We start from the raw sequence: 22,700 nt of genomic DNA, 5'->3' as shown, positions 1-22,700 counted from the left end.
TCGTGGGCCGTGGGGTGTCGGCCCAAGAGGCGTTCTGGCCTGCGGCGTCGGGTGTGCACCGTCGGCGTGAGTCGACGGTGATGTGAATCCGGCGCGGTGGATCCGAATGGGTCGGTCGTACAAGAGCGTGGTTCGATGGGGTCCATGCGTCGATCCGAGCGCGCGTTGCGTGTGCTGTGCCGCACCACGTTGAAGGGGCTCGATCTCGATCTGCCCCTCGACGTGTTCCAGCTGTGTGAGCGGTACGGCGAACGCCGTGGCCGACCCGTCACGCCGATCGCGCACCCGCTGCCGACCGGGGTCCCCAACGGGATCTGGCTCGCGGCCGCGGATGCGGATTACTTCTTCTACCAGGCGAACACCTCGCCGTTGCACCGCGACCAGATCATCATCCACGAATTCGGTCACCTGATCGCCGGGCACCAGATGCTCGGCGAGCTGTCCGTCGAGGGGCTCGCCGCCCTCAGCCAGGAGTCGTCGGACGCCGCGCTGCGTCGCACCTGCTACTCCGACGACCGCGAGTGGGAGGCCGAGATGCTCGCGTCGATGATCCTGGCGTGGGCCGAGGAGGCGAGCACCGGCGTCGGTGCGACCGCCCGACACGACGAACTGCGAGGTCTCCAGCGTCTGCTCGGAGGTCATCGCGGATGGTTGTGACCGGGACGGGAGACCCGACGTTCCTGCTCGCCGCGTCGCTGGACGCCGGGGTGGGCGTGATCAACACGATCGCCGCCGTCGTCTTCGCGCTCGCGTTCTGCTGGCGTCTCGACCAGATCCGGCGGGCCGGATGGGGTCTGCAACCGCTCGCGATGATGGTCGCGGTGGCGTCCCTGACGGTCGCGTTCGTCGTCGTCAACGAGTCGGTGGCCGACGCCCTGAACACCAGGGGCTTCCAGGGACTCTCGCGGGTGGCGTTCTACGCGCTGCTCGCGATCGGCGTCGCCGCCCTGGTCGTGGTGTTCTTCTTCCCCGACCGGGTGACGAGGGAACGGCGCGCCGGCTGGGAGGCGCTGCCGCTGGTCGCCTCGCTCGTCGGCCTGCAGGTGACGATGCTGGTGATCCCGCAGGAGATCCGGACCGAGACCATCAGCGAGTGGACGGTCCAGAACCTGGGCTTCGCCCTGTTCATGCTCATCGCCAGCGGCTATCTCACCTACGGTTTCGCCGCGTGCGTCAACAGCGTCCGGAAGTTCTACACGACGGCCGACGGCTATCTGCGCGTCTCGCTCGGGCTGCTCATGGGCGGTCTGGGTCTTCTCGCCTCCAGCGCGATCGCCCAGATCGTGTTCGTGATCGTCTCCGCGTCGAGGGTCGCCCGGTCGCCATGGCTCGTCACCACCAATCGGGTGCTCGCGATCCTCGGCGTGGTGGTCTTCCTCATCGGCATCAGCTATCCGATGGTCTACTCCCGGATACAGACCCACCTGGCCAACCGGCGACGCCGTCGTCTCGACACCGAGCTGCTGCCGCTGTGGCGCGTGGTGACCGATGCGATCCCCGAGGTGGTCCTGCCGGACGTCGGGAACCTGCCGCCGACCACCCGGCTCCACCGCCGGGTCGTCGAGACGCGCGACGCGTTGACCCAGCTCAGTCCCTATCTGCCGCCGGTCTTCGAGTACGCGGAGGTCGAGGTCCAGGTGCGGCTCCTGCGTGCGGCGGTCGTGGAGGCGATGGCCGCCGCCGACGGGTCCAGGGAAAAGATCAGCGGCGCGGTCCGCGACCTCGCCCCCGCCGAGGGTGAGGGTCTGGAAGCGGATGCCGCGCCGCTGATCAGACTGTCGAAGGCACTGCTGGCGACCGGGGCCGACGAGTCGGCCGGTACCGGCTAGGAGCCGGATCTCGATCAGCCCCGGCGGAGCCGGATCTCGATCAGCCCCGGCGGAGCCGGATCTCGATCAGCGCGGTGCCATGCGGATGGCGCCGTCCATGCGGATCGTCTCGCCGTTGAGGTAGTTGTGCGCCACGATGAACTCCGCGAGCTGGGCGTACTCGTCGGGCTCGCCCAGACGCTGCGGGAACGGGATCGCCTCGGCCAGGGTCTTCTGGAACTCGGGGGTCACGCCGGCGAGCATCGGGGTGCTGATGGTTCCCGGTGCGATGGTGTTGACGCGGACGCCGATGCGGGCGAGGTCGCGCGCGGCGCAGATGGTCATGGCGTGGACGCCGCCCTTCGACGCGGCGTAGGCGATCTGGCCGATCTGGCCCTCGAAGGCCGCGACCGACGCGGTGTTGATGATGACGCCGCGCTGGCCGTCACCGTCGATGGTCGACTCCTCCGCCATGCGGGCCGCGGCCAGACGCATGACGTTGAAGGTGCCGACGAGGTTGATGTCGATGACCTTGCGGAACAGGCCGAGATCGTGCGGGCCGTTCTTGCCCAGGATTCGGGACGCCCAGCCCACGCCCGCGCAGTTCACCGCGACGCGCAGCGGTGCGCCCGACTCCGCGATCGTGTCGATGGCGGCCTGGACCTGCTCCTCGTCGGTGACGTCGGCGGCGATCAGCGTGACGCCGTCGGTGGGGGCGGCCTTGTCGATCGAGTCCTGCAGGTCGAGGCCGAAGACCTGTGCGCCTGCGGCGGCGAAGCGACGGGCGGTGGCCGCGCCGAGGCCGGAAGCCCCGCCGGTGACCAGAACGGAAGCGCCAGAAACGTCCATGGGTGAGTAGTCCTTTCGCGGTGCCGGATGCCGCCGGTCCGTGACCCTCCGGGGATCCCGGACGGGAGACGCGCGCCGGCGCATGTGCACGTTCACGATAAACAGGCACGGGAGAGAGTCCGTGCAGGACCCCCGAGTGAACGCTCGGTGAACGGCGCGGCGATCGGTACCCGACCCCGGCCTACGGGACCGACGGGGTGGGGAGGTCGGCCTGCGCGGCCGAGCGGCGGTCGCGAGCGATGAGGAAGGCGCCGACCCCGCTGATCACGACCGCGGCCGAGATCGTGGCGGCGACCAACGGCATGGACGCCCCGACGAGGCCGGTGGCGGTGAGCCATGCCGCGAATCCGAAGAACAGGACCGCGGCGCCGATCGAGATGATTCGTTCGGGCAGGTGCTTGCCGAGGAACCCGCCGACCGCGATGGCAAGCGCATCGGCGGCGACCATGCCGATCGTCGAACCGATCCACACGCCGAGCCAGTCGTGGTCGGTTGCGATCGTGATGGTCGCGAGCATCGTCTTGTCGCCGAGTTCGGCGAGGAAGAATGCGGACATCACCGCGAGGAACACCGAGGCGCCCGCGCGGGACGCCCGGTTCTGCTCCTCGTCGTCGAGGCGGTCCCCGTAGAGCGTCCAGAGACCGAAGACCAGCATCGCCAGGCCGGCCAGGACCGACAACAGGTCGGTCGGCAGGCTCATCCCGAGGAAGTGCCCGAAGAAGACCGAGACGGCGTGGACCGCGGTGGTGGCGGCGGTGATCGCGAGGATCACGACCCACCAGCGGTACCTCAGCGCGTAGGTCATCGCCATCAGCTGTGACTTGTCGCCCAGTTCGGCCACGAAGATCACGCCGAAACTCAGGAGGAGGGCGGTCATCACGGTCGCCAGGTTAGTGAGGCCTAACTACCGAATGCAACAGATCAGCTGACCGTATCCGCGCAGGTAGGGGGCTCGCAAACGAAGATTCGGGTGCCCGAAAAGCCCGCGTTCGGACGCCCTGGGCGAACCGATCGGGCGCTCCCGGCGGCTCGGGTCCCGGCACGTGTGCGGCTGGGTCGCGCCGCCGAACCCGGCCGGTCAGGCCGCCAGGAGCATCGCCAGCACCGCGGTGTCCGGGTCGGCGTTCGGGTCGATGCCGATCTGGTTGCGGAGGTTGACCACGGTGCCGTCCGCCTCGGCCTCGGCCCAGCCGGCGCGATGCTCGAGACCGAGCTCGGGGATGCCCGGCAGCAGGACGCAGCCCGACGCGACCTCAGAGCACTCCGGCAACGACGGACGGGTCTGCGACGGCGGATGGAGCATCACCAGGGCCGGGGGATTCTTCAGGAACTTCCCGGCCTCGACGAAGCTGTCGTCGACGACGTTGCCGATCGCGACCATCATCCCCACGGTGTCCGACCCGGCCTCCGGGGGCGGATCCTCGACGACGCCGAAGACCGTCGTCGTCGGGAGAAACCCCGGTCGGCAGGCGATGCGGACCGAACCGACCAGCGTCTGCGTCCACTCGAGGGTCGACTCCGGCCAGCGGCCGGAGATCAGGATGCCGTTGCGCTTCCCGTCGTCGAGCTTGAACGGCGTGAGTCCGATCGGAATCGAGTTCATCGCTTCTCCTCCAATTCGGGTGAGAGGCCTGTCATCTCGCACACGGACAGCGGCGTCATCAGCCCGTGTGGACAAGAATCCGCCCACGTGGCAAAACCGACAACCCGAACCGCGCACTTGTGACGGTTCTTTAACAAGGAACGCTTCGGGCACGGTCTGTGCCGGTCGTCGACGGCCACACCCGGGGCGCCCGCGCACACCAGGCACACTTGAACGGTGAAGAACTCGCCTCCGCTGAGGCCGATGGAGTTCGCGTCCGTCGCGATCTTCGGTGGCCTGACCGTCGCCGCGGTCGTCATAGCCTCGGTCATCCCGCTCGCGCAGGCGGCAGGACTCCTGGCCCCGATCCCGCTCGCCCTGGTCGCGGCGCGCACCCGCCCGCGAGCGCTCGTCACCGCGACGGTGGCCACCACCGCGGTCGCCTTCGCCATGGCGGGCACCGGGGCCATGGCGACGGTCCTCGGGTCGGCGCTCGTCGCCGGGATCGTCGGCGACATCAAGCGACGCCGTCGCGGTTTCCCGACCCTGCTCGCTGCGACGCTCGTCGCGGCGCCCCTGCTCGGCGGCGTCTCGGTGCTCCTGCTGCTGATCCTGGTGCCGCTGCGCGAGCTGACGATCGAGGCGCTGACCAACTCGATCCACGGCGTCGCCGGGCTGATGCACCGATGGGGGCCGTTCGACCGGGTGGGCAACGGACTCGATGCATTCGCCGACAGCATCGCCTCCCACTGGTGGGTCTGGATCTGGGTGTCGGGAACCGTCGGAACCGTCATCTCGCTGGTGGTCGCCTGGTGGATTCTCGGCCCGGTGATCCACCGTCTGCGGGACGTGCCCAGCGAGGACACCCTCGACTCCGACGTGCAGGCGACCGGACGGTCCGCCGTCGAGGCCGGTGTCGCGCCGCTGCCGATCGTCGCCGAGGGCGTCGGCTTCTCCTACTCGCCGGGCGCCCCGCCGGTGCTGCGCGACATCGACCTGCGCATCGACCCGGGTGAGTTCGTCGCGATCGTCGGCGCCAACGGCTCCGGGAAGTCGACACTCGCCAAGATCCTCGCCGGCCGGACGCCGACGAGCGGGGTCGTCCACCGGCCGGGGCTCGCGGGCCTCGGCGTCCACGGTGGCACCGCCCTCGTCCTGCAGCGTCCCGAGGTGCAGATGCTCGGTTCCCGCGTCGCCGACGACGTGGTGTGGGGGCTCCCGGCCGGAACCGAGGTCGACGTCGACGCGCTGCTGGCCGAGGTCGGGTTGGCCGGGCTCGGCGACCGCGAGACCACCGACCTGTCCGGAGGCCAGCAGCAGCGCCTCGCGATCGCGGCGGCGCTCGCCCGCCGGCCGCAGCTGCTGATCGCCGACGAGGTCACCTCGATGGTCGATCCGGAGGGACGCGGCCATCTGCTGAAGCTGTTGGCAGCCCTGCCCCGGAGGCACGGCATCGCGGTCGTGCTCATCACGCACCGCGGCAGCGAGGCGGCCGCGGCCGACCGCGTCATCCACCTCGACCGCGGGCGCATCGTGCCGCACCCGCCGCTTTGGATGCCCGATCCCACCACGGACCTCGACCACCCGGCCGTGGTCGAATCCTCCTCGCTCGCCGACCCCGAGCCCCACATCGGCGGGCCGCTCATGGTCCTCGACCAGGTGAGCTACGCACACCTGCCGGGCTCGCCGTGGGAGGTGCAGGCCCTCACCGACGTCAACCTCACCGTCTACCGGGGCGAGGGACTGCTCATCGTCGGCGGCAACGGTTCCGGCAAGACGACCCTCGCCTGGATCATGGCCGGCCTGCTCACCCCGCTGACCGGCACCTGCCATCTGCTCGGGGTCACCGGGAAGGTCACGCCGGCAGCCGGTTTCGACGCCGGGGAGCCGATCACCGAGCATGTCGGCGCAGTGGGGCTCGGTTTCCAGCACGCGCGCCTGCAGCTGCAGAAGGTCACCGTCGCCGACGAGATCATGGCGGCCGGCGGCGAGAAGATCGGCACCGCGGAGGTCGCCCGCGTCCTCGAACTCGTCGGACTGCCGAGGGAGATGGCAGCGTCGAAGGTCGACTCGCTCTCCGGCGGGCAGATGCGTCGCGTCGTGCTCGCCGGATTGATCGCCCGCAAGCCGGACATGCTCGTCCTCGACGAACCGCTCGCCGGTCTCGACCCGGTGTCGCGGGACGAGATCGTGGCGCTGCTGGCGCGCCTGCGCGCCGAGGGCATGACGATCGTGATCATCTCGCACGACTTCGAATCCCTGGATTCGGTGTGTACCCGCCGCGTCAGGCTCGTCGACGGGCGGTTGCTGCCCGACTCCCACGATGTCGCCCCGCTACCGGGCCGGGACGGAGGTGTCCGATGACGATGCGCACGGTTCCGCTGCGGCAGGTGCCCGGCGACTCGTTCGTCCACCGTCTGTGGGCGGGCACGAAACTGCTGATCGTGTTGATCCTGGGGCTCATGACCTGGGCGTTGCCGTCCTGGCCCGCCCTGGGCATGGTCGCCGGTGTCGTGATCGTCACCGCGCTGATCGCCGGCATCCCGTTGGGCGCCATCCCGCGGCCGCCGTGGTGGTTCTGGGGACTGATCGGGATAGGGGTCGCGGTCAACGCGTCGTTCGCCGGGCTCGCCGGGGCGCTCGTGTTCCTGCGGGCCACGGCGCTCGCACTGGTGCTGGTCGGGAGCTCGATCCTCGTCATCTGGACGACCCCGATGGCCGATGTGGCACCCGCCATCGCGCGGCTCATGCGTCCGCTGCGGTGGTTCCGGCTGCCCGTCGACGAATGGGCGGTGTCGATCGCGTTGTGCCTGAGGGGACTTCCGATGCTGATCGAGGAGCTGCGGATGCTGCGCGCGGCACACAAGCTGCGCCCGGTGGCACGCGGCCGCACCGATCACCCGTCGGCCGAGATGGGGATCCTGGACCTGATCACCGCGGCCATGTCGTCGGCGCTGAGACGCAGCTCGGAGATGGCCGAGGCGATCACCGCCCGTGGCGGCACCGGCCGCCTCACCGCCCACCCCTCCGGTCCGGGCCGCGCAGATGCGGTGGCGCTCTTGGCGATCGGGGTGGCGTGCGCGATCGCGATCACCGCGACGGTCCTGCTGTAGGCGGGGCGCCCGTCACGTCAGACGCGACACGGCGCCGGCCACCCCGAGGTGACCGGCGCCGTGTGTGTTTCGCTCTGGCGAAGAGGGATCAGGCCGGGACGATGAGTCCGGCGCCCTGGGTCTTCGCGCGGCCGTAACGCTCGCCGGCGTCGGCCCAGTTGACGACGTTCCACCACGCCTTGACGTAATCCGGCTTGACGTTCTGGTAGTCGAGGTAGAAGGCGTGCTCCCACATGTCGAGCATGACGACCGGGATGATCGCGGCCGGGATGTTGCCGCTCTGATCGGTCAGCTGCAGGATGACCAGCTTGCCGCCGATGGTGTCGTAGCCCAGGATCGCCCAGCCCGAACCCTGCAGGGTGGTGGCGGCGGCGGTGAAGTGGGCCTTGAACTTCTCGAAGCTGCCGAACTGCTCGGTGATGGCCGCGGCGAGGTCACCCTCGGGCTCGCCACCGCCGTTGGGCGACAGGTTCTTCCAGAAGATCGAGTGGTTGGTGTGACCGCCCAGGTGGAAGGACAGGGTGGCCGAGAGGCCGTAGACCTTGCCGGCGATGGACTCGTCCTCGCGGGCGGCGGCCAGCTTCTCCAGGGTGTCGTTGGCGCCCTTGACGTAGGTCGCGTGGTGCTTGCTGTGGTGGAGCTCCATGATCCTGCCGGAGATGTGGGGCTCGAGTGCCCCGTAGTCGTAATCCAGATCCGGCAAGGTGTATTCAGCCACGATGTTCCTCTCTGAGGTTCTCTTCGTTCGGTGCTATTCGTTTTCCCTGTTCACGCGAGTACGCGACGAAAAAGTCGTGACACGCGGATGGTTCCACCAAACCGCAGTGCATGGGTGATTGCAACAAACACACGGCAATCGACGGCAGGTGCGGTCGAAGATCACCTTCTTGACGATGCTTCCTAGAGAAGGACGACGGCGACGAAGAGGGCGAGGATCGCGAGGATGCTGAGCGCGATCGCACGACAACTCCTCGCGACGTCGTAGTTGGCGCGTGGGACGCCGCGGGATGTCCGGAACGTTCCTCGAAGGTCTCCGGTCGCGTGCGTCGCCATGTTCGCCTTTCATCACCGATCGGCTCTGCGGTCACACCCGGTGGACGGTCCCTGCGTACGAGGTCGCATACAGTGACCGGCGTCATAACACGAATGTGACCGCCATCATAAACAGACTTGGACGGCTGACTCAACTCGCCGGCCGGGGTCCTCTGCCCACCGCGCGTAGACTTGGAACATGTCCTGGCTCGACCAACTCTTCGCCGCGAGTTCGCACAAGCAGCAGCTCATCGATTCCGACGCCGCGCTGCCGGGTCGCGACACCGAGATCACCGTCCCCGGGGATCACCTGGTGTTGCGGACCCCGATGCGGGGCCGACCCGGGCCGGACGGCGAGTACGCCAACGGCGGGGTGGGCGACTTCGGCGACGGACTGGCGATGATCGTGTTGGCCGGTGGCTGCTTCTGGGGGGTCGAGGAGATCTTCTGGCAGGTCGAGGGCGTGTACACGACCGCGGTCGGCTACGCCGGTGGCTTCACCCCGAACCCGACCTACGAGGAGACGTGCACGGCGCGGACCGGCCACACCGAGTCCACGCTAGTCGTCTTCGACCCGGCGGTGATCGATCTCGAGAGCATCCTCAAGATCTTCTGGGAATCACATGACCCCACCCAGGAGATGCGCCAGGGCAACGACATCGGCACCCAGTACCGATCGGCGATCTACACTTTCTCCGACGCCGACCTCGAGGTCGTGAAGAACACCGCGGAGCGGTTCCAGACCGCCCTCGACGCCGCCGGCGCGGGCCGGATCGCCACCGAGATCAAGCCGCTCGCCGAGGCCGGTGACGGTCGCTTCTACTACGCCGAGGACTACCACCAGCAGTACCTCGCGAAGAACCCCAACGGTTACCGCTGCCACTCGTCGACCGGCATCCGTTACCCTGCCTAGGTGTCGGACCGCCCCTGCCCGAGCCCCCGGAACCCGCGGTGAGCAGGGCGATCACGCTCCGGCAGTGGAACCGGACCCTGCTGTCGCGACAACACCTCGCGCGGCGGATCGACGAGGACGCCATCGAGGTCCTCGACCGGTGCGTCGGCCTCCAATCGCAGGATCCCCGGGCGGCCTTCTTCGGATTGTGGTCTCGCATCGAGGGATTCGACCCGACCGAGCTCGACGACCTGCTCGTCGGCCGTGAAGTGGTGCGGATGGCGCTGTTGCGCTCGACGGTCTTCCTCATCGACGCCGAGGACGCCCGCTGGATCCGCCCGCTAGCCGGACCCACCCTGCGTCGCGAGCTCTCGGTCCACGCACGGCGTCTCGCCGACGCGGACGCGGAGCAGGTCGTCGCCGACGCCGAGGAGCTCCTGACCGGCGCCGCGCTGAGCGTCGGGGAGCTCGGAAGGCTACTGGCCCAATGCCATCCCGGGGAGAACCCCTCGACCCTCACCGCGATCGCCCGGTGCGGGCTGCCGTTGGTGCAGGTGCCGCCGCGCGGACTGTGGCGCGGTCGCGGGACGCCGACCTACCGGCTCTTCGACGAGTGGGCGGGTCCGGGGGAGCCGGCCGTCGCCGACGACTCCGCACGCGCCGACCTCGTCCGCCTGTATCTCCGCGGGTTCGGTCCCGCGACGGTGGACGCGATCCAGACCTGGTCGGGTCTCACCGGTCTGCGACCGCTCGTCGAGAGACTCGAGGCGGACTGGGAACTGCAGAAGCTGACCGGCCCGCACGGCGAGACCCTCTACGACCTCGAGGGCCTCGGCCTCGCCGACCCCGATCTGCCTGCCCCCGCGCGCCTCGTCGCGCCGTTCGATCACGTCATCGGCATCGCCGCCGACCGCGTCCGGGTCGCCGACCCGGAACTGTTCCGCCGCACGGTCACCGCCAACGGCCGGTCGCCGGGATTCGTCCTGGTCGACGGATTCCTGGCCGGCACATGGCGTCTCGAGGGTGACGAGGTCCGCGTGGACTACCTGCGCGAGGTCGGCAGGGCCGGGCGCGGCGAGGTCGACGACGAGGTGGACCGCCTGCGGGAGTTCCTGGCCGCCCGCTGAACCCACCTGGTGTCCCGTGCAGCACGATGCCGGCGACCGTGACCACCCGGCTCGGTGTCTCACCGGCCGGTACGCGGATGGCGCGCCGTGATGCAGTAACGCCCGCCTGCCGGGTCGCTCATCACCGTCCAACTCGGGAAGAGCTCGACCACCGTCGCACCCCATCCTTCGTGACGGACGACCTCGTCGGGCACCGAGCTGGTCGCGAGGTCGAGGTGCGCCGTCGCGGTGTGGCCGGAGTCCAGGCGTTGCAGCAGCAGGCCCAGGGTGATCGCGGGCTGCCGTGTGAGATGGACGAATTCCGCGCGGTCGTCCGGGACGGGGGCCCACCCCGTCAGCGTCGCCCAGAAGTCGACCTCGACATCGAAAACAGGTGCCGGGATGTCGATGCAGAGCTGGTCGGCGATGCTGATCGCGTCGCCCGGCCAGCGGATCGGGCGGGCCCGCTCGGACTCGCCCTCCCACGGGACGAGACAGAAGCGGAATCCCGCCGGGGACCGCAGGATCCGGTGGGTGCCGGCATCGTGTTCGGCGGTCGCGCCCAGGGCGACCGCCTCGGCGCCGGCGCCGGCCACGTCGTCGGTGTGGATGTCGAGATGCATGCCGCCCGGACCGTCGTCGACGCGCTGGACCCGCAGGTGCGGGTCTCCGGTGAACGGCTCCAGGGAGGCGAACTCGCGGTGTTCCCCACGCGGCGGGGACACGGTGCTGCCGGTGATCGCGCGCCAGAATCTGACCTCCTCGCCGAACGCGTCTGCGGGGAGGTCGAGGAAGGCGGTGAGCCACCCGACCTGCACGTCGGCGAGTCTACGGTCCGCCACTAGACTCGGTCAGATGACTGGTGGACCCCTGGGGGCGTTGGGCAAGAAGTTCGCGCGGTCGCGCGCCGAACACGTTGCGGTGGTCCGACTCGACGGCCAGATCGGCGCGGCGTCGATGGGCCGGCACGGCATCACCACCGATACCCTCGAGCCCGTCCTGAAGAAGGCCTTCGACACCGATCGTCTCCGGGCCGTGGTCGTCGTCATCAACTCTCCCGGCGGTTCGCCGGCGCAGTCGGAGTACATCGCCGAGCGCATCCGGCAGCTGTCGGCCGAGAAGGGCGTGCCCGTCCTGGCGTTCTGCGAGGACGTCGCGGCCTCCGGCGGTTACTGGGTGGCCTGTGCTGCCGACGAGATCTTCGCCGCGAACACCTCCATCGTCGGCTCGATCGGCGTGGTGTCGTCCGGTTTCGGCTGCTCGGAACTGCTCGGCCGCTTCGGCGTGCAGCGCCGCCTCTACGCGACCGGCGACAACAAGGCCCGGCTCGACACCTTCCTGCCGGAGAACCCCGAGGACGTGGAGTGGATCAAGGGGCTCCAGGCGCAGTTGCACGAGGCGTTCATCGCCTGGGTGCGCCAGCGCCGGGGGAAGAAGCTGACCGGCTCGGACGGCGAGCTGTTCAACGGAGACGTCTGGGTGGGTCGGCGCGCCGCCGAACTCGGTCTGGTCGACGGCATCGGCGTGATGCGGTCGGTGGTGGCCGAGCGCTACCCCGACGCCGAGATCGTCAACGTCGAGGCACCCAGGCCGCTGATCGCCCGACTGGTCGGAGATCAGGTGTCGGTGTCCGGTCTGGCCGAGAGCGTGACGTCGGGGATGGTGGCCGCATTCGACCGCGCGCAGCCCGTCCGGACGGCATTCCTACACCGCGACTGAGGCCCCGTACAGACCCCCTTTCGGGGGAATCCCCAAGGGTTATTCCCCAAGTTATCCACAGGTGTGTGCACCGGAAAGAATGTGCAGGACCACCGCGTCTATGCACTTTCGTGAACTTCCTGCGACCGATTCGAACAATTTCCGTGACGCCAATCACACACGAACCGGGTTTGGCCAGCAGTTTTCCACAGTTTCCACAGCCTCATCCACAGGTTGACGTTGACATGTGCACAGTCCGATCTCGCCGTTCAGACACATGTGGATAAATCTATGACGATTGGCATAGTCCGTTTCATCCGATTTGGTGCGCGGTTCGGGAGGCCGGTGGCGGATCGCTCCTCGGGCCGGGTGATGACGCGGCACCCAGCGGGCGGCGACTGTGCCACCATGGGACACGTGACCATGGGCGATATCACGCAGGTGCCGGTGACAGACCTGCCGGACGACTTCACGGGCAAGACCGATTCGATCATGCTCGACGTCCGCGAGGACGACGAATGGGCCAACGGCCACATCCGCGGAGCCCTGCACATCCCGCTCGCGGAGATCCCGGCGCGCCTCGACGAGATCGACCCCGACACCGACCTCTATGTCGTCTGCCACTCGAGCGGACGGTCGATGCGCGTGCTGCAGTACCTGGCCCAGATCGGGTACGACGGCATGTGCGTGCGCGGCGGGATGCTCGCCTGGCAGGAGCACGGCAAGCCCGTCGAGTACGGCAGCGGCGAGCCCGAGGTCGACGCCCACCGATGATCGACCTCTGTCCGCGGTGCCGCATCCAGGCGCCGCATCGTCCCGGCCGGGAGCGCTGTCCACGCTGCGGCGGACCGCTGAGCGTGGTGGAGGATGCCGCGCGTGCCCTTCGCGACGCCGACCCGCGAGACAGGGAGCCCGTGGGTGCCCGGGCCGCGGCGCCCTCGCGTCCCGCGCCGCCGCCGGTGACCGGACGCCTGTACCGGGCCCCGCAACTGCGCTGGGTGGCCCGACGCCCTCCCGAGGCGATCCCGATCCGACGCGGCCCGTCCCGGCCCCCCGGCCCGCGGCGCATACCTCGATACACCTACATCCCCACATGGGGTTTCCGTGACGAGCCGGCGTCCGACGACCCGGCGCGCAGCAGGCTCGACCATGCGCGGTCCCAGCTGCTCTTCGCCCTCGTGACGACCGGCGCGGCCCTGGCCGCCTCCGCGGCGGTCCACCTGTTCCGCTACATGCTTCTCGCGGTCAACCGTTCCACGCCGCTGCCGGAGTGGCTGATCGCGGTCTCCGAGGTGCTCGTCCTGTTCGTCGGCATACTCGCCCTGCTCGGGTTCGTCGTGTCCACGCTGATGTTCGCCCGGTGGGTCCTCGACCTGCGGGCCGAGGCGTATCACGACGCCCATCTCGTCGATCCGCGACGGCCGGTGTGGGTCGCGCTGCTGGCCGCTGTCCCGCTGGTCAACCTGGTCGGTGCGCCGCTCGTCCTGGGCGAGGTCGCCGCGGTGCGCGTCGGGCACGACCCCGCCCTCGACGCCGGGCGGGTGCGTTCCCGCCTGCGCCGCATGTGGGTCGCGTGGGCGGTGGTCAACGCCGTGGCGGTCGCGGCCGTCGTGGCGCGCGTTCTCGCCTGGCGGTCCGATTCCCTGCAGACCGGTGCGAATTCGCTGACGATGGTCATCATCAGTTCCGCTGTCTCGGCGGCGTTCGCGTTCTGGATGGCTCGGAGGATTCCGGGCCTCTTCGACGCGTCGTCGGCCCCGGTCCCGACGAAGAGGTGGGTGGCGGTCGCATGAGCTCACGGGTGAACGTCAACGCGGTCGAGAAGGTGTCCAGGTCGGGCAAACCGGCGGTCGTCGCGCACCGCGGCGCCTCCGGGGACCGCCCGGAGCACACCCTCGCCGCCTATGAGCTGGCGCTGAGGGCGCCGACGGGCTCGAATGCGACGTCCGGCTGACCGCCGACCACGAACTCGTCTGCATCCACGACCGGACCGTCGACCGCACCTCCGACGGCTCCGGGATCGTCAGCGAGATGACCCTCGCCGAACTCCGCGAACTCGACTTCGGCAGCTGGCATCCGTCCGGGGCGTCGGCGTCGGTCCTCACGCTCCGCGAACTCCTGACCCTGACCCTGGACTGGCGCCGGCCGGTCCGGCTGTTCATCGAGACCAAGCACCCCGTGCGCTACGGCAGCCTCGTCGAGCAGAAACTGCTGGAGATGCTGCACGAGTTCGGGGTGGCGATGCCGCCGTCGGCCGATCACAGCCGGGCCGTGGTGATCTCGTTCTCCTCCGCCGGCGTGTGGCGCATCCGGCGGCACGCCCCGATGCTCCCGACGATCCTGCTCGGCGACACCGCCCGCCTCCTACGCGGCAGCGCGGCGACCGCCGTCGGGGCCACGGGCATCGGGCCGTCGGTGACCACACTGCGTCAGTACCCGGACCTCGTGGACCGGGCGGCCGCTGCGGGCCGGGTCACCTATTGCTGGACCGTCGACGAATTGGTCGACGTGCAGCTGTGCGCCGACCTCGGGGTCCGTTGGGTGGCCACGAACCATCCCGCCAAGGTGCGCGACTGGCTCGTCACCGTCGACTGAGGCGCCCCGGAGGCGGGCCCGGCGTCGTCGCGGATGCCGGGCGGTCACAAACCGCGGCCCGGAGAGAACCCGGGCCGTGAGAAAGTGGACCGATGGGCAAGAAGAGCAAGCGGGGCAGTGGACCCCGTCCGGGTAGCAATCGTGCCGAGCGGGTGGCCGCTCGCAAGGCTCGGCAGGCGGCCGCACTGGCGCCGCCGCCGCGGCCGTTCGCCGGCCTCGCGGCCGAATGCGACCTCGTCGCACTGCGCACCTTCGTCGCGTCGGCGACCGCTCCGCTCGAACTCGCCGAGCCCGCCGGGTCGCGCAACGAGGTGTCGATCGTGACGATCCTGCCGGGTGCCGGGCCGGCGCTCGCGCGCGAGAACGGCGGCGCCACCGAGGGTCTGGTCGCGCTGCAGACCGAACCCGACCGCGCGGCGCCGGCCATCGAGCTCGCCGCCGCGATCGCGTGGGCCGCGCACGCCGAGGCGGGCAGCGAGTTCGACCTCGAGGCCGCCGACGAGTCGCCGTCGCTCGACGAGGTGATCAAGGCCGACGCCACGCTCGACATCACGGTCCACGACGACTTCGCATGGTGGTTTCCGGAGGGCACCGAGATCCCGGCCGAGATCAAGCCGATGCTCGAGCGGGCCAACGACTCGGTGCTGCCGACCGCGCGGCTGGTCGTCGACAGCGGCAACGGCGCGCCGTGGTGGGTCGACGCGGGGGAGCGCGCCCATCTGCGGTGGATCCGTCCCGAGCCCGAGGACGACCTCGTGGCGGCGATGGCCCGGCTGCACGCCGCCGGCCGGCTGACGCTCGGCGAGGGCTCTCGGTTCGCCGGATCCTTCCGCACCCACGGGCTGCTGGTGCCGGTCTTCGACCTCGACAACGAGATGCACCACGAGGAGTGGCACGCCGGCCTCAACCAGCTCGACGAGTGGCTGAGCGAGGCGCTCGCCGAGACCACGCCGCTCACCACGGCCGAACTCCGCTCGCGCGACGGCATCCGCGGGCGGCAGGTGACCCTGCGCTAGGGCGCCTGGGGACATTGCATTTCGGCGCCGCCACCCGAGAGCGGGTGGCGGCGCCGAAATCGTCTGTGTCGCTTGCGCGATCCCCCGGGCGAGGCCCTAGACGACGCCCCCGGCGACCGGCGGCGCGGTCGGGTCGGGGGTCGCGGGACCGTTGAACTCGCGCTCGACGAAGTTCTCGAGATCGAAGAGGTTGCCCTTGCAGCGCTCGGCGATGGTCAGCAGGGTGGTCATGGTCGCGACCTCCTCGACCTGTTCCTTGAGGAACCACTGCATGAACTGCTCGCCGAGGTAATCGCCGGTGTCGCGGGCCGACTTCGCCAGGTCGACAATCTGCTGGGTGACCGTCTTCTCCTGCTGGAGGGCGAGTCTGATCGGCGCCTGGTAGTCCTCGAAGGTGTTGTTCGGCGCGGGGACCCCCGGGATCTCGACGTCCATGTCGCGATCGAGGAAGTACTGGACGATCATCATCGCGTGGTTACGCTCCTCGACCGCCTGGCGGTAGAAGAGCTGGGCCAGCTGAGGCATGTCGTGGTTGTCGAAGTAGGTGGCGACCGCGATGTACTGCTGGGACGCGTAGAACTCGTTGGCGATCTGGTCGTGCAGCAGCTGATGGAATTTGGTGAACTCGGTCATCACCCCATCCTGGCAGCAGAAACCGCCTTCTACCAGCAAGTTCAGCCTTACTGAGGCTAGTCTGGCCTGTCTTTGGCAAGCCTGTGCTCGTCGTGTCAGCCCGCGTCGACGAGCAGTTCCTCGGGAATGGGCCGACCTGCGCGGAGATACGCGAAGAAGTCCTCGGTCTGCTGTGTGACCGGAAGGGCGAGACCGTCGTCGGTGTACTCGCTCTCGCCGGTGGGCGTGGTGGTCGTCACCGGATCCCGCAGCGCGAACATGAGTGTGGCGAGGTTCCAGATGTGATCCCGCTCGTCGACGGTCAGCGAGTCGATCGCCCCGTCGACGAAGCCGAAGAACCGGAACGGGTTGAGCAGCACCGCCGGACTGGTCGCCCGTTTCACCAACGCGGCGAGGAACTTCCGCTGGTTCACCACGCGCTCGAGGTCCGCGCGCGGGAAGGCGCGGGTGCGGACGAGGCCGAGCGCCTGCCGGCCGTCGAGATGGTGGCACCCCTTGGACAGCCGGAGGCCGGCCTTCGGGTCGTTGAGCGGTTGGTCGATGCACATGTCGACGCCGCCCACCGAGTCGACGAGGGTGTCGAAGCCGCCGAAACCGATCTCGGCGTAGTGGTCGATGTGGATTCCGGTGACGCTCTCGACGGTCTGCGCGAGCAGCGCCGGACCGCCGATGTTGTAGGCCGCGTTGATCTTCAGGCTGCCGTTGCCGGGGATCTCGACGTACAGGTCGCGCGGGATGCTGACGACGGTCGCCTTGCCGCTATCCGGCGGGTTGTGGACGAGCATGATCGTGTCGGTGCGTGACCCGTCGGCGTCGCCGGTGGACAGGCCGGCGCGCTGCTCTGCGGTGAGGTCGGCACGCGAATCGGTGCCGACGATGAGCCAGTTGCTGCCCGGGGTGTCGGCCGGGCGGCCCGCGTAGGGACGCAGCGCGTCGATGCGATCGAGCTTCGAGTCGTAGTAGAAGAGCAGCCCGGTACCGCCGAGCACAACGACGAGCACCAGGACCAGCAGGACGCGTCCGACGCGCAGCACGCGCCGCCGGCGTCGCCGCGGCCTCGGCGGAGTGACCGGGGGCCCCGGCGGTGCGGGAGGTGCGGGCGGACGCGACGAGGAGCGGCCGGCGCGGCGGTCGTCGCGGGGGGCCGCGGGTGGGCCACCGCGCTCGGCCGGCGGTATCGGCTCCGGCTTCTGCGTGGGCGCATGGGTCCCGATCGGACGGGGCTCCGGTCTCGCTGCGGGACGCTGCGGCGTGCGGCCGGGGACCGGTCCGTGCGCGGGTATGCGGGGGATCGCCTGCGGATGCGGCGCCGGTGCGCCGACCTGAGGCGGCGGGGGAGCGTTCCGACCTCCGGGAGGCGGCGGGGGACCGGGCCATCCGGCGGGCTGCTGGGGCGGCAGATGACGCGGCGGGGTGCCACCGCCCGGCCGACCGGGAGGAGGCACCTGCGGACCCGGCCGACCACGCCGCATGATCGGGGGGGCCTGCTCGTTCATCCTCACCAATGTACGCATCGTTCGTGCTCGGACGGGGTATGCAGGCCCTCATGACCGACGACGTCGCCACCCGGCCGGAGACCGGGAACGCCGAGACCTCCACCCCGCTCAAGCGGGCGATCACCGGCAGACTGCTGTTCCTGTTCATCCTCGGAGACGTCCTGGGTGCGGGGATCTACGCCCTGGTGGGCGAGATGGCGGGCAAGGTCGGCGGGGCCATCTGGGTGCCGCTGCTCGCCGCGCTCGTGATGGCGCTGCTGACGGCCGGCTCCTACTCCGAGCTGGTCACGAAGTACCCGCAGGCCGGGGGCGCGGCGGTGTTCGCCGCGCGCGCCTACCGCTCGTCGCCGGTGTCCTTCCTCGTCGGCTTCTGCATGCTCGCCGCGGGCGTCACGAGCGCGGCGGGGGTTGTCGCTCGCCTTCGCCGACGACCCCTGTGGCCCTGGTGTTCCTGGTCGCCGTGGCGCTGCTGAACGCGCGCGGCATCCGCGAGTCGCTGGGCGCCAACGTCGTGATGACGGTCATCGAGGTGTCCGGTCTCGTCCTCGTCGTGGTCCTCGCCGGTCTCGTCCTCGGTCGCGGGGACGGAGAGCCGCATCGCGTCATCGAGTTCGACGAATCCGCCACCCCCGCCTTCGCGGTGCTCGCCGCGGCGGTGCTCGCCTACTACTCGTTCATGGGCTTCGAGACCTCGGCGAACATGGCCGAGGAGATGCGCGACGCGCGTCGCGTCTACCCGAAGGCGCTGTTCGGCGCGCTGCTGACCGCCGGTGTCGTGTACATGCTGGTCGGGCTCGGGGTGTCGATCGTCGCGCCGCCGGAGCAGCTCGCCTCCTCGAGCGGCCCGCTCCTGGAGGTGGTCTCGATCGCCGACGTCGGCGTGCCCGAGCGGCTCTTCTCGCTCATCGCGCTGATCGCCGTCGCCAACGGGGCCCTGCTCACGATGATCATGGCCTCGCGGCTGACGTTCGGGATGGCGCGTGACGGACTGCTCCCGTCGATGCTCGCCCGCGTGCTGCCGGGCCGGCGCACGCCGTGGGCCGCGATCGTCGCCACCACCGCGATCGCGATGATCCTCGCGGCGACCGGCTCGGTGGCCGAGCTCGCCGAGACCGTCGTGTTGTTGCTGCTGTTCGTCTTCCTGAGCACCAATGTCGCCGTCCTGGTGCTGCGTCGCGACGTCGTCGACGCCGATCACTTCCGGGTGTGGACCATCGTGCCGGTCCTCGCCGTCGGCACGTGCATCCTGCTCATGACCCAGCAGAGCGCCGCGACCTGGTTGCGTGCCGGCGTCCTCATCGCCGTGGGCCTGGTGCTGTTCGTCCTGGCCCGGGTCACGGGTTCCGGCGGACGTGGACGGGCTCCCGGATCGGGCGAGGCGGGAGCAGGCGAGGCCGGGCCGGGCGAGACGGGGCCGGGCGGTACGGATGCCGATGGGACATCCGACAGCGCTTCGGCGACGGCGTCTCAGCCCACCCAGGACAGGTGATCGCGGAGCAACGCGTATCCGACGAAGGCCACCACGTCGATCACCCCGTGCCCGATGACGAGCGGCCAGGTCCGGCCCGTGACCTGGAAGAACCGGCCGTAGACGAGGCCCATCACCACATTGCCGAGGCCGGCGCCGAAGCCCTGGTACAGGTGGTAGCCCCCGCGGAGCACCGCGCTGGCGAGCAGTGACCCGGTCTCGGAGGCGCCGAGCTGGCGCAGGCGCGTGATGAAGTACGCGACGACGACGATCTCCTCGGCGGCCGCGTTGCCGATGGCGACGAGGACGAGGACCGGCCACTCCCACCAGGTGTCGGCCTGGCTCGGGACGAGGCTCGCGTTGAGGCCGAGTGCGCGGGCGACCGCGACGAGGGCGAGCCCGGGCAGACCGATGACCGCGGCGAGCACGAGCCCGGCCGGGACGTCGCGGCGCGGGGACCAGCGGCCGAGGCCGACGCGCTTGAGCCCGATCCCGCTGCGCCACAACAGGTAGGCGCCGAGTCCGGCGATCGCGAACAGGCGCGCGACGCTCATCACTTGGCGCACCGCGTCGATCAGCGCGAGGTCGGAGCGACTGGGATTGAGTGCGACCGTCGTCTGGCCGATGCCGGCGGTCAGCTGCGTCTCGGCGAGCGCGAGGGCCGCCGACAATGCGGAGAACGCGAAGGTCAGCACACCGACGATCACGAGTTCGACGATGAGGCCGCGTCGTTCGGTCCGATCGGTGACGACCGGGATGCCGTGTGGTGACGGCCGCAGGTATTCGCGCAATGGCATGCCGGACAGCCTAGGGAATCCGGCGCCCGGCGAGGTGTGTGCTCAGTCCGGCATCGAGTTCAGGAACGGGCAACCCGCGAGGTTGCGCAGCGCCCGGGACAGTTCGACGACGTCCGACACCGGCCGCGGGAAGGGGAGCCGGACGTCGGAGTCGCCGGCGGGACCCTCGATGCGGAAGCGGATGCCGAACCGGTCCAGCCCGAGCGGGCGCACGCGGCCCCTGCGCAGGTCGTCGGGGAGCCGGCGGGCGAGCTGCCCGACGAGGTCGGCGTGATCGGCGTCGAGGTGGGCCAGCCATCCGGCCTCACACTCCCAGAACGGGTCCGGGGTCGCGTCGGCGAGTTCCGCGGCCGGCACCGACGCGGCGCCCGCACCCGACGCGATCACCGCGGTCTCGACCTGCAGGCGCAGCATCGACGCGCCGTGGCCGATGTCGAGCAGGCCGTCGTCGGGATGCTCGCCGGCGATCTCGATCGCCAGATCCCGTTCGAGGTCGCGCGGGACGGGGAACAGGGTGCCGTTGAGCCAGATCACCGAGCGCACGCGTTCGCGCAGGTCGATCGGCGCCCAGTCGGTGACCTCGAGCATCGCCGGGGTGCCCTCGGCATCGTCGACGGCGGCCATCGCCTCGCCGTGGGTCGGCACGAGCAGGAAGGCCTGGGACTCGAAGAGGTGGACGACGTCGATCGGAGTGGTCTCGGCGCCCTCGACGGCGAGCAACGCCGGTCCCGGTCGCCGACAGGCCGTCTGGATCATCTCGGCGTCCGTGGGTCGGGCGGTCGTCGTTCGCGTCATGTCTGTCTCCGATGGGCGCGTCGTGGGGCACCGTGGCGTGTGCTTTGGAAGGTAACCCTAACCTAAATAGCCGTGCCTCGCGCGTCAATGGGTCCTCGTACCCATGTGTCGGCCGAACGCGGCCTCACCAGAGCATCCGCCGGCGTCCACTACTCTCGTGTGGTGCCTGTCATCGCCTACTTCGGCCCGCGCGGAACCTTCGCCGAGATGGCACTCGATGAGGTTCTCGCCTCTCACGACCCCTCGCTCGGCGGCCTCGACCTGACCGGCGGCGTCACCAAGGTGGCGACGTCGAGCCCCGCGGCGACCATCGCGATGGTCCGCAGCGGTGAGGCCGACTACGGCTGCGTCCCGGTGGAGAGCTCCCTCGAGGGCTCGGTCCCGGCGACCATGGACGCGCTCGTGCCGCCGGCGAGCTCCGGCGCGGCCGGACGCGTCCAGGTGTTCGCCGAGACGGTCCTCGACATCGCCTTCACGATCGCCGCCGCCGCACCGATGGCCAATGAGGAGGTCCGCACCATCGCGGCCTATCCGGTGGCCTCGGCGCAGGTCCGGCGCTCGGTCGCCGAGCTCTTCCCGAACGCGGAGTTCCTCACCTCGGGTTCGAACGCCGCTGCGGCCCAGGACGTCGCCGCGGGCCGGGCCGACGCCGCGGTCACCACCGGCCTCGCCGCGCGGCTGTCGGACCTCACGGTGCTCGCCGACGGCGTCTGCGACGCCAAGGAGGCCACCACGCGATTCCTCGTCCTCGGACGCCCCGCGGCTCCGACGCGGCGGACCGGCACCGACCGCACGTCGGTCATCCTCGACCTGGCCAACGAGCCCGGCAGCCTGATGGCGGCCATGAACGAGTTCGCCTCCCGGGGGATCGATCTCACGCGCATCGAGTCGCGACCGCAGCGCGACGAGGCGGAGGGCCGGGCGATCGCCGGGCGCTACCGCTTCTTCCTCGACGCCGTCGGTCACATCGACGACGCCGCAGTCGCCGAGGCCCTTGCGGCGCTTCACCGACGGTGTGAGCGCGTGGTGTACCTGGGGTCGTGGCCGGCGGTCCGCACCACCGGCACCCCGCCACCGGATCAGGACGAGTCGCTGGCCTGGGTCGCGGCGATGCGCCGAGGTGAGTACTGATGGCGCGCCTGCACCTGGTCCGTCACGGCGAGACCACGGCGAACGTCATGCGTCGCCTCGACACCGCCCTGCCCGGCGCCTCCCTCACCGATTTCGGTGCGCGGCAAGGGGTTCGGTTCGGCCTGGAGAACGAGCCGCGCGAGGACGTGCTCCTGGTCAGCTCGCACGCCATCCGGGCCCGGCAGACCGCAGAGCTCATCGGCTCGGTGTGGGACGTCGAGACCGAGGCGATCGACGGAGTGCACGAGGTCCAGGCCGGCGACCTCGAGGACCGTTCCGACCGCGAGGCCCACGACACCTTCCACCAGGTGATGGAGCGGTGGCACGCCGGCGACCTCGACGTCCGCATCCCCGGCGGCGAATCGCTGGAGATGGTCTACGAGCGCTACATCCCGACGATCGAGGACCTGGCCGCGCAGTACCTGACCGGTACCCGCCGGCGGGAGGTGTTCCTGGTCAGCCACGGTGCGGCCATCCGCCTCATCGCCGCACGACTGGCCGGTATCGACTCGCGCTTCGCCGCGGCGACGCACCTGGGCAACACCGGCTCCATCGAGCTCGAGTACGTCGACGGGGTGTGGGCCTGCCATCGGTGGGGTGCGACGACCGCGCCGTTCGGGCGCGTCGACGAACCGCTCGTCGACGACCCCATGGGCTGACCTGTCGCCCACGGCCGCAGGCCTGGCCGG

22 protein-coding genes and 2 pseudogenes are annotated in these 22,700 nt (G+C 70.1%); 14 read left to right on the top strand and 10 right to left on the bottom strand.

Annotation, left to right across the window (positions count from 1 at the left end):
• Nucleotides 1–144 precede the first annotated feature (144 nt).
• Nucleotides 145–657, top strand: coding sequence for a hypothetical protein (locus E1P53_RS11865; protein ID WP_040527353.1), 513 nt, complete (start codon nt 145–147; stop codon nt 655–657).
• Nucleotides 648–1,829, top strand: coding sequence for an MAB_1171c family putative transporter (locus E1P53_RS11860; protein WP_006901867.1), 1,182 nt, complete (start codon nt 648–650; stop codon nt 1,827–1,829). The genes E1P53_RS11865 and E1P53_RS11860 overlap by 10 nt, the downstream gene beginning before the upstream one ends.
• A gap of 66 nt (nt 1,830–1,895) precedes the next feature.
• Here E1P53_RS11860 and E1P53_RS11855 read toward each other — a convergent pair whose 3' ends face one another.
• From E1P53_RS11855 to E1P53_RS11845, 3 genes are all read right to left on the bottom strand, one after another.
• Nucleotides 1,896–2,657, bottom strand: a complete 762-nt coding sequence (locus tag E1P53_RS11855; protein ID WP_006901866.1) for an SDR family NAD(P)-dependent oxidoreductase — start codon at nt 2,655–2,657, stop codon at nt 1,896–1,898.
• A gap of 181 nt (nt 2,658–2,838) precedes the next feature.
• A complete protein-coding gene (locus E1P53_RS11850; RefSeq protein WP_040527351.1) occupies nt 2,839–3,537 on the bottom strand; it encodes a TMEM165/GDT1 family protein in 699 nt (232 codons plus the stop codon).
• A gap of 198 nt (nt 3,538–3,735) precedes the next feature.
• Nucleotides 3,736–4,260, bottom strand: coding sequence for a hypothetical protein (locus E1P53_RS11845; protein ID WP_006901864.1), 525 nt, complete (start codon nt 4,258–4,260; stop codon nt 3,736–3,738).
• A 243-nt stretch (nt 4,261–4,503) separates the two neighbouring features.
• On the opposite strand from E1P53_RS11845, the gene E1P53_RS11840 reads away from it, so the two are divergent.
• Nucleotides 4,504–6,603 carry an ABC transporter ATP-binding protein gene (locus tag E1P53_RS11840; protein ID WP_131734566.1) on the top strand — a complete coding sequence of 700 codons (2,100 nt, stop codon included), beginning with the start codon at nt 4,504–4,506 and terminating at the stop codon, nt 6,601–6,603.
• Nucleotides 6,600–7,352: an energy-coupling factor transporter transmembrane component T family protein gene (locus E1P53_RS11835; protein ID WP_006901862.1), complete on the top strand. Its 753-nt coding sequence runs from the start codon at nt 6,600–6,602 to the stop codon at nt 7,350–7,352. The genes E1P53_RS11840 and E1P53_RS11835 overlap by 4 nt, the downstream gene beginning before the upstream one ends.
• 88 nt (nt 7,353–7,440) lie before the next feature.
• Here the strand turns inward: E1P53_RS11835 and E1P53_RS11830 are convergent, their stop codons facing one another.
• Nucleotides 7,441–8,070, bottom strand: coding sequence for a superoxide dismutase (locus tag E1P53_RS11830; RefSeq protein WP_006901861.1), 630 nt, complete (start codon nt 8,068–8,070; stop codon nt 7,441–7,443).
• 182 nt (nt 8,071–8,252) lie between these two features.
• Nucleotides 8,253–8,405 (bottom strand): hypothetical protein, encoded by a 153-nt coding sequence (locus E1P53_RS20460; RefSeq protein ID WP_165484424.1) that lies wholly within the window; start codon nt 8,403–8,405, stop codon nt 8,253–8,255.
• A 178-nt stretch (nt 8,406–8,583) separates the two neighbouring features.
• Between E1P53_RS20460 and msrA the strand changes: the two genes are divergently transcribed.
• A complete protein-coding gene (gene msrA, locus E1P53_RS11825; RefSeq protein WP_131734407.1) occupies nt 8,584–9,297 on the top strand; it encodes a peptide-methionine (S)-S-oxide reductase MsrA in 714 nt (237 codons plus the stop codon).
• Nucleotides 9,298–9,335: 38 nt separating this feature from the next.
• Nucleotides 9,336–10,403, top strand: coding sequence for a winged helix DNA-binding domain-containing protein (locus tag E1P53_RS11820; RefSeq protein ID WP_131734406.1), 1,068 nt, complete (start codon nt 9,336–9,338; stop codon nt 10,401–10,403).
• Nucleotides 10,404–10,462: 59 nt separating this feature from the next.
• On the opposite strand, the gene E1P53_RS11815 is transcribed toward E1P53_RS11820, so the two are convergent.
• Nucleotides 10,463–11,200, bottom strand: a complete 738-nt coding sequence (locus E1P53_RS11815; RefSeq protein WP_131734405.1) for a VOC family protein — start codon at nt 11,198–11,200, stop codon at nt 10,463–10,465.
• Between the two features lie 37 nt (nt 11,201–11,237).
• On the opposite strand from E1P53_RS11815, the gene E1P53_RS11810 reads away from it, so the two are divergent.
• The 5 genes and pseudogenes from E1P53_RS11810 to E1P53_RS11790 all read left to right on the top strand — a co-directional run bounded on the left by E1P53_RS11810 (nt 11,238) and on the right by E1P53_RS11790 (nt 15,691).
• Complete coding sequence (locus E1P53_RS11810) at nt 11,238–12,101, top strand: S49 family peptidase (protein WP_040527349.1); 864 nt, start codon at nt 11,238–11,240, stop codon at nt 12,099–12,101.
• Between the two features lie 402 nt (nt 12,102–12,503).
• On the top strand, nt 12,504–12,854 hold the full coding sequence (locus tag E1P53_RS11805) for a rhodanese-like domain-containing protein (RefSeq protein ID WP_006901855.1): 351 nt from the start codon (nt 12,504–12,506) through the stop codon (nt 12,852–12,854).
• Entirely contained in the window at nt 12,851–13,873 is a 1,023-nt protein-coding gene (locus tag E1P53_RS11800) for a DUF4328 domain-containing protein (protein WP_131734404.1), read from the top strand. The genes E1P53_RS11805 and E1P53_RS11800 overlap by 4 nt, the downstream gene beginning before the upstream one ends.
• Nucleotides 13,870–14,675: pseudogene (locus E1P53_RS11795) on the top strand (glycerophosphodiester phosphodiesterase family protein). Before E1P53_RS11800 ends, E1P53_RS11795 begins: the two are co-directional and overlap by 4 nt.
• Before the next feature lie 92 nt (nt 14,676–14,767).
• Complete coding sequence (locus E1P53_RS11790; RefSeq protein ID WP_131734403.1) at nt 14,768–15,691, top strand: DUF5926 family protein; 924 nt, start codon at nt 14,768–14,770, stop codon at nt 15,689–15,691.
• 96 nt (nt 15,692–15,787) lie between these two features.
• Here E1P53_RS11790 and E1P53_RS11785 read toward each other — a convergent pair whose 3' ends face one another.
• Both E1P53_RS11785 and E1P53_RS11780 read right to left on the bottom strand, forming a co-directional pair.
• A complete protein-coding gene (locus E1P53_RS11785) occupies nt 15,788–16,324 on the bottom strand; it encodes a ferritin (protein ID WP_131734402.1) in 537 nt (178 codons plus the stop codon).
• A gap of 95 nt (nt 16,325–16,419) precedes the next feature.
• Nucleotides 16,420–17,358 (bottom strand): LCP family protein, encoded by a 939-nt coding sequence (locus E1P53_RS11780; RefSeq protein WP_443667742.1) that lies wholly within the window; start codon nt 17,356–17,358, stop codon nt 16,420–16,422.
• Nucleotides 17,359–17,870: 512 nt separating this feature from the next.
• Here E1P53_RS11780 and E1P53_RS11775 point away from each other — a divergent pair.
• Nucleotides 17,871–19,174 (top strand): annotated as a pseudogene (locus tag E1P53_RS11775) (APC family permease); the annotation flags it as partial.
• A 113-nt stretch (nt 19,175–19,287) separates the two neighbouring features.
• On the opposite strand, the gene E1P53_RS11770 reads toward E1P53_RS11775, so the two are convergent.
• Together E1P53_RS11770 and E1P53_RS11765 are read right to left on the bottom strand one after the other, a co-directional pair.
• Nucleotides 19,288–20,085, bottom strand: coding sequence for a CPBP family intramembrane glutamic endopeptidase (locus E1P53_RS11770; protein ID WP_006902102.1), 798 nt, complete (start codon nt 20,083–20,085; stop codon nt 19,288–19,290).
• 42 nt (nt 20,086–20,127) lie between these two features.
• A complete protein-coding gene (locus E1P53_RS11765) occupies nt 20,128–20,880 on the bottom strand; it encodes a DUF2470 domain-containing protein (protein WP_131734401.1) in 753 nt (250 codons plus the stop codon).
• A 159-nt stretch (nt 20,881–21,039) separates the two neighbouring features.
• On the opposite strand from E1P53_RS11765, the gene pheA reads away from it, so the two are divergent.
• Both pheA and E1P53_RS11755 read left to right on the top strand, forming a co-directional pair.
• Nucleotides 21,040–22,011 carry a prephenate dehydratase gene (pheA, locus tag E1P53_RS11760; protein WP_131734400.1) on the top strand — a complete coding sequence of 324 codons (972 nt, stop codon included), beginning with the start codon at nt 21,040–21,042 and terminating at the stop codon, nt 22,009–22,011.
• A complete protein-coding gene (locus tag E1P53_RS11755) occupies nt 22,011–22,670 on the top strand; it encodes a histidine phosphatase family protein (protein WP_006902099.1) in 660 nt (219 codons plus the stop codon). Before pheA ends, E1P53_RS11755 begins: the two co-directional genes overlap by 1 nt.
• Nucleotides 22,671–22,700 lie beyond the last annotated feature (30 nt).

Source organism: Gordonia paraffinivorans, assembly GCF_900683595.1.
In the GTDB taxonomy this organism is placed as follows: Bacteria; Actinomycetota; Actinomycetes; order Mycobacteriales; family Mycobacteriaceae; genus Gordonia; species Gordonia paraffinivorans.
Note: the sequence above shows the minus strand (reverse complement) of the source record. Positions and strands in the feature narration are given on the sequence as shown.

Excerpts from the sequence above, each read along its gene's own strand:
- E1P53_RS20460 (WP_165484424.1), bottom strand. The coding sequence starts at position 8,405 with ATGGCGACGCACGCGACCGGAGACCTTCGAGGAACGTTCCGGACATCC.
- E1P53_RS11765 (WP_131734401.1), bottom strand. The coding sequence starts at position 20,880 with ATGACGCGAACGACGACCGCCCGACCCACGGACGCCGAGATGATCCAG.
- E1P53_RS11755 (WP_006902099.1), top strand. The coding sequence starts at position 22,011 with ATGGCGCGCCTGCACCTGGTCCGTCACGGCGAGACCACGGCGAACGTC.
- E1P53_RS11810 (WP_040527349.1), top strand. The coding sequence starts at position 11,238 with ATGACTGGTGGACCCCTGGGGGCGTTGGGCAAGAAGTTCGCGCGGTCG.
- E1P53_RS11800 (WP_131734404.1), top strand. The coding sequence starts at position 12,851 with ATGATCGACCTCTGTCCGCGGTGCCGCATCCAGGCGCCGCATCGTCCC.
- E1P53_RS11790 (WP_131734403.1), top strand. The coding sequence starts at position 14,768 with ATGGGCAAGAAGAGCAAGCGGGGCAGTGGACCCCGTCCGGGTAGCAAT.
- msrA (WP_131734407.1), top strand. The coding sequence starts at position 8,584 with ATGTCCTGGCTCGACCAACTCTTCGCCGCGAGTTCGCACAAGCAGCAG.
- E1P53_RS11805 (WP_006901855.1), top strand. The coding sequence starts at position 12,504 with ATGGGCGATATCACGCAGGTGCCGGTGACAGACCTGCCGGACGACTTC.
- E1P53_RS11785 (WP_131734402.1), bottom strand. The coding sequence starts at position 16,324 with ATGACCGAGTTCACCAAATTCCATCAGCTGCTGCACGACCAGATCGCC.
- E1P53_RS11835 (WP_006901862.1), top strand. The coding sequence starts at position 6,600 with ATGACGATGCGCACGGTTCCGCTGCGGCAGGTGCCCGGCGACTCGTTC.
- E1P53_RS11840 (WP_131734566.1), top strand. The coding sequence starts at position 4,504 with ATGGAGTTCGCGTCCGTCGCGATCTTCGGTGGCCTGACCGTCGCCGCG.
- E1P53_RS11860 (WP_006901867.1), top strand. The coding sequence starts at position 648 with ATGGTTGTGACCGGGACGGGAGACCCGACGTTCCTGCTCGCCGCGTCG.
- E1P53_RS11770 (WP_006902102.1), bottom strand. The coding sequence starts at position 20,085 with ATGCCATTGCGCGAATACCTGCGGCCGTCACCACACGGCATCCCGGTC.
- E1P53_RS11845 (WP_006901864.1), bottom strand. The coding sequence starts at position 4,260 with ATGAACTCGATTCCGATCGGACTCACGCCGTTCAAGCTCGACGACGGG.
- E1P53_RS11865 (WP_040527353.1), top strand. The coding sequence starts at position 145 with ATGCGTCGATCCGAGCGCGCGTTGCGTGTGCTGTGCCGCACCACGTTG.
- E1P53_RS11855 (WP_006901866.1), bottom strand. The coding sequence starts at position 2,657 with ATGGACGTTTCTGGCGCTTCCGTTCTGGTCACCGGCGGGGCTTCCGGC.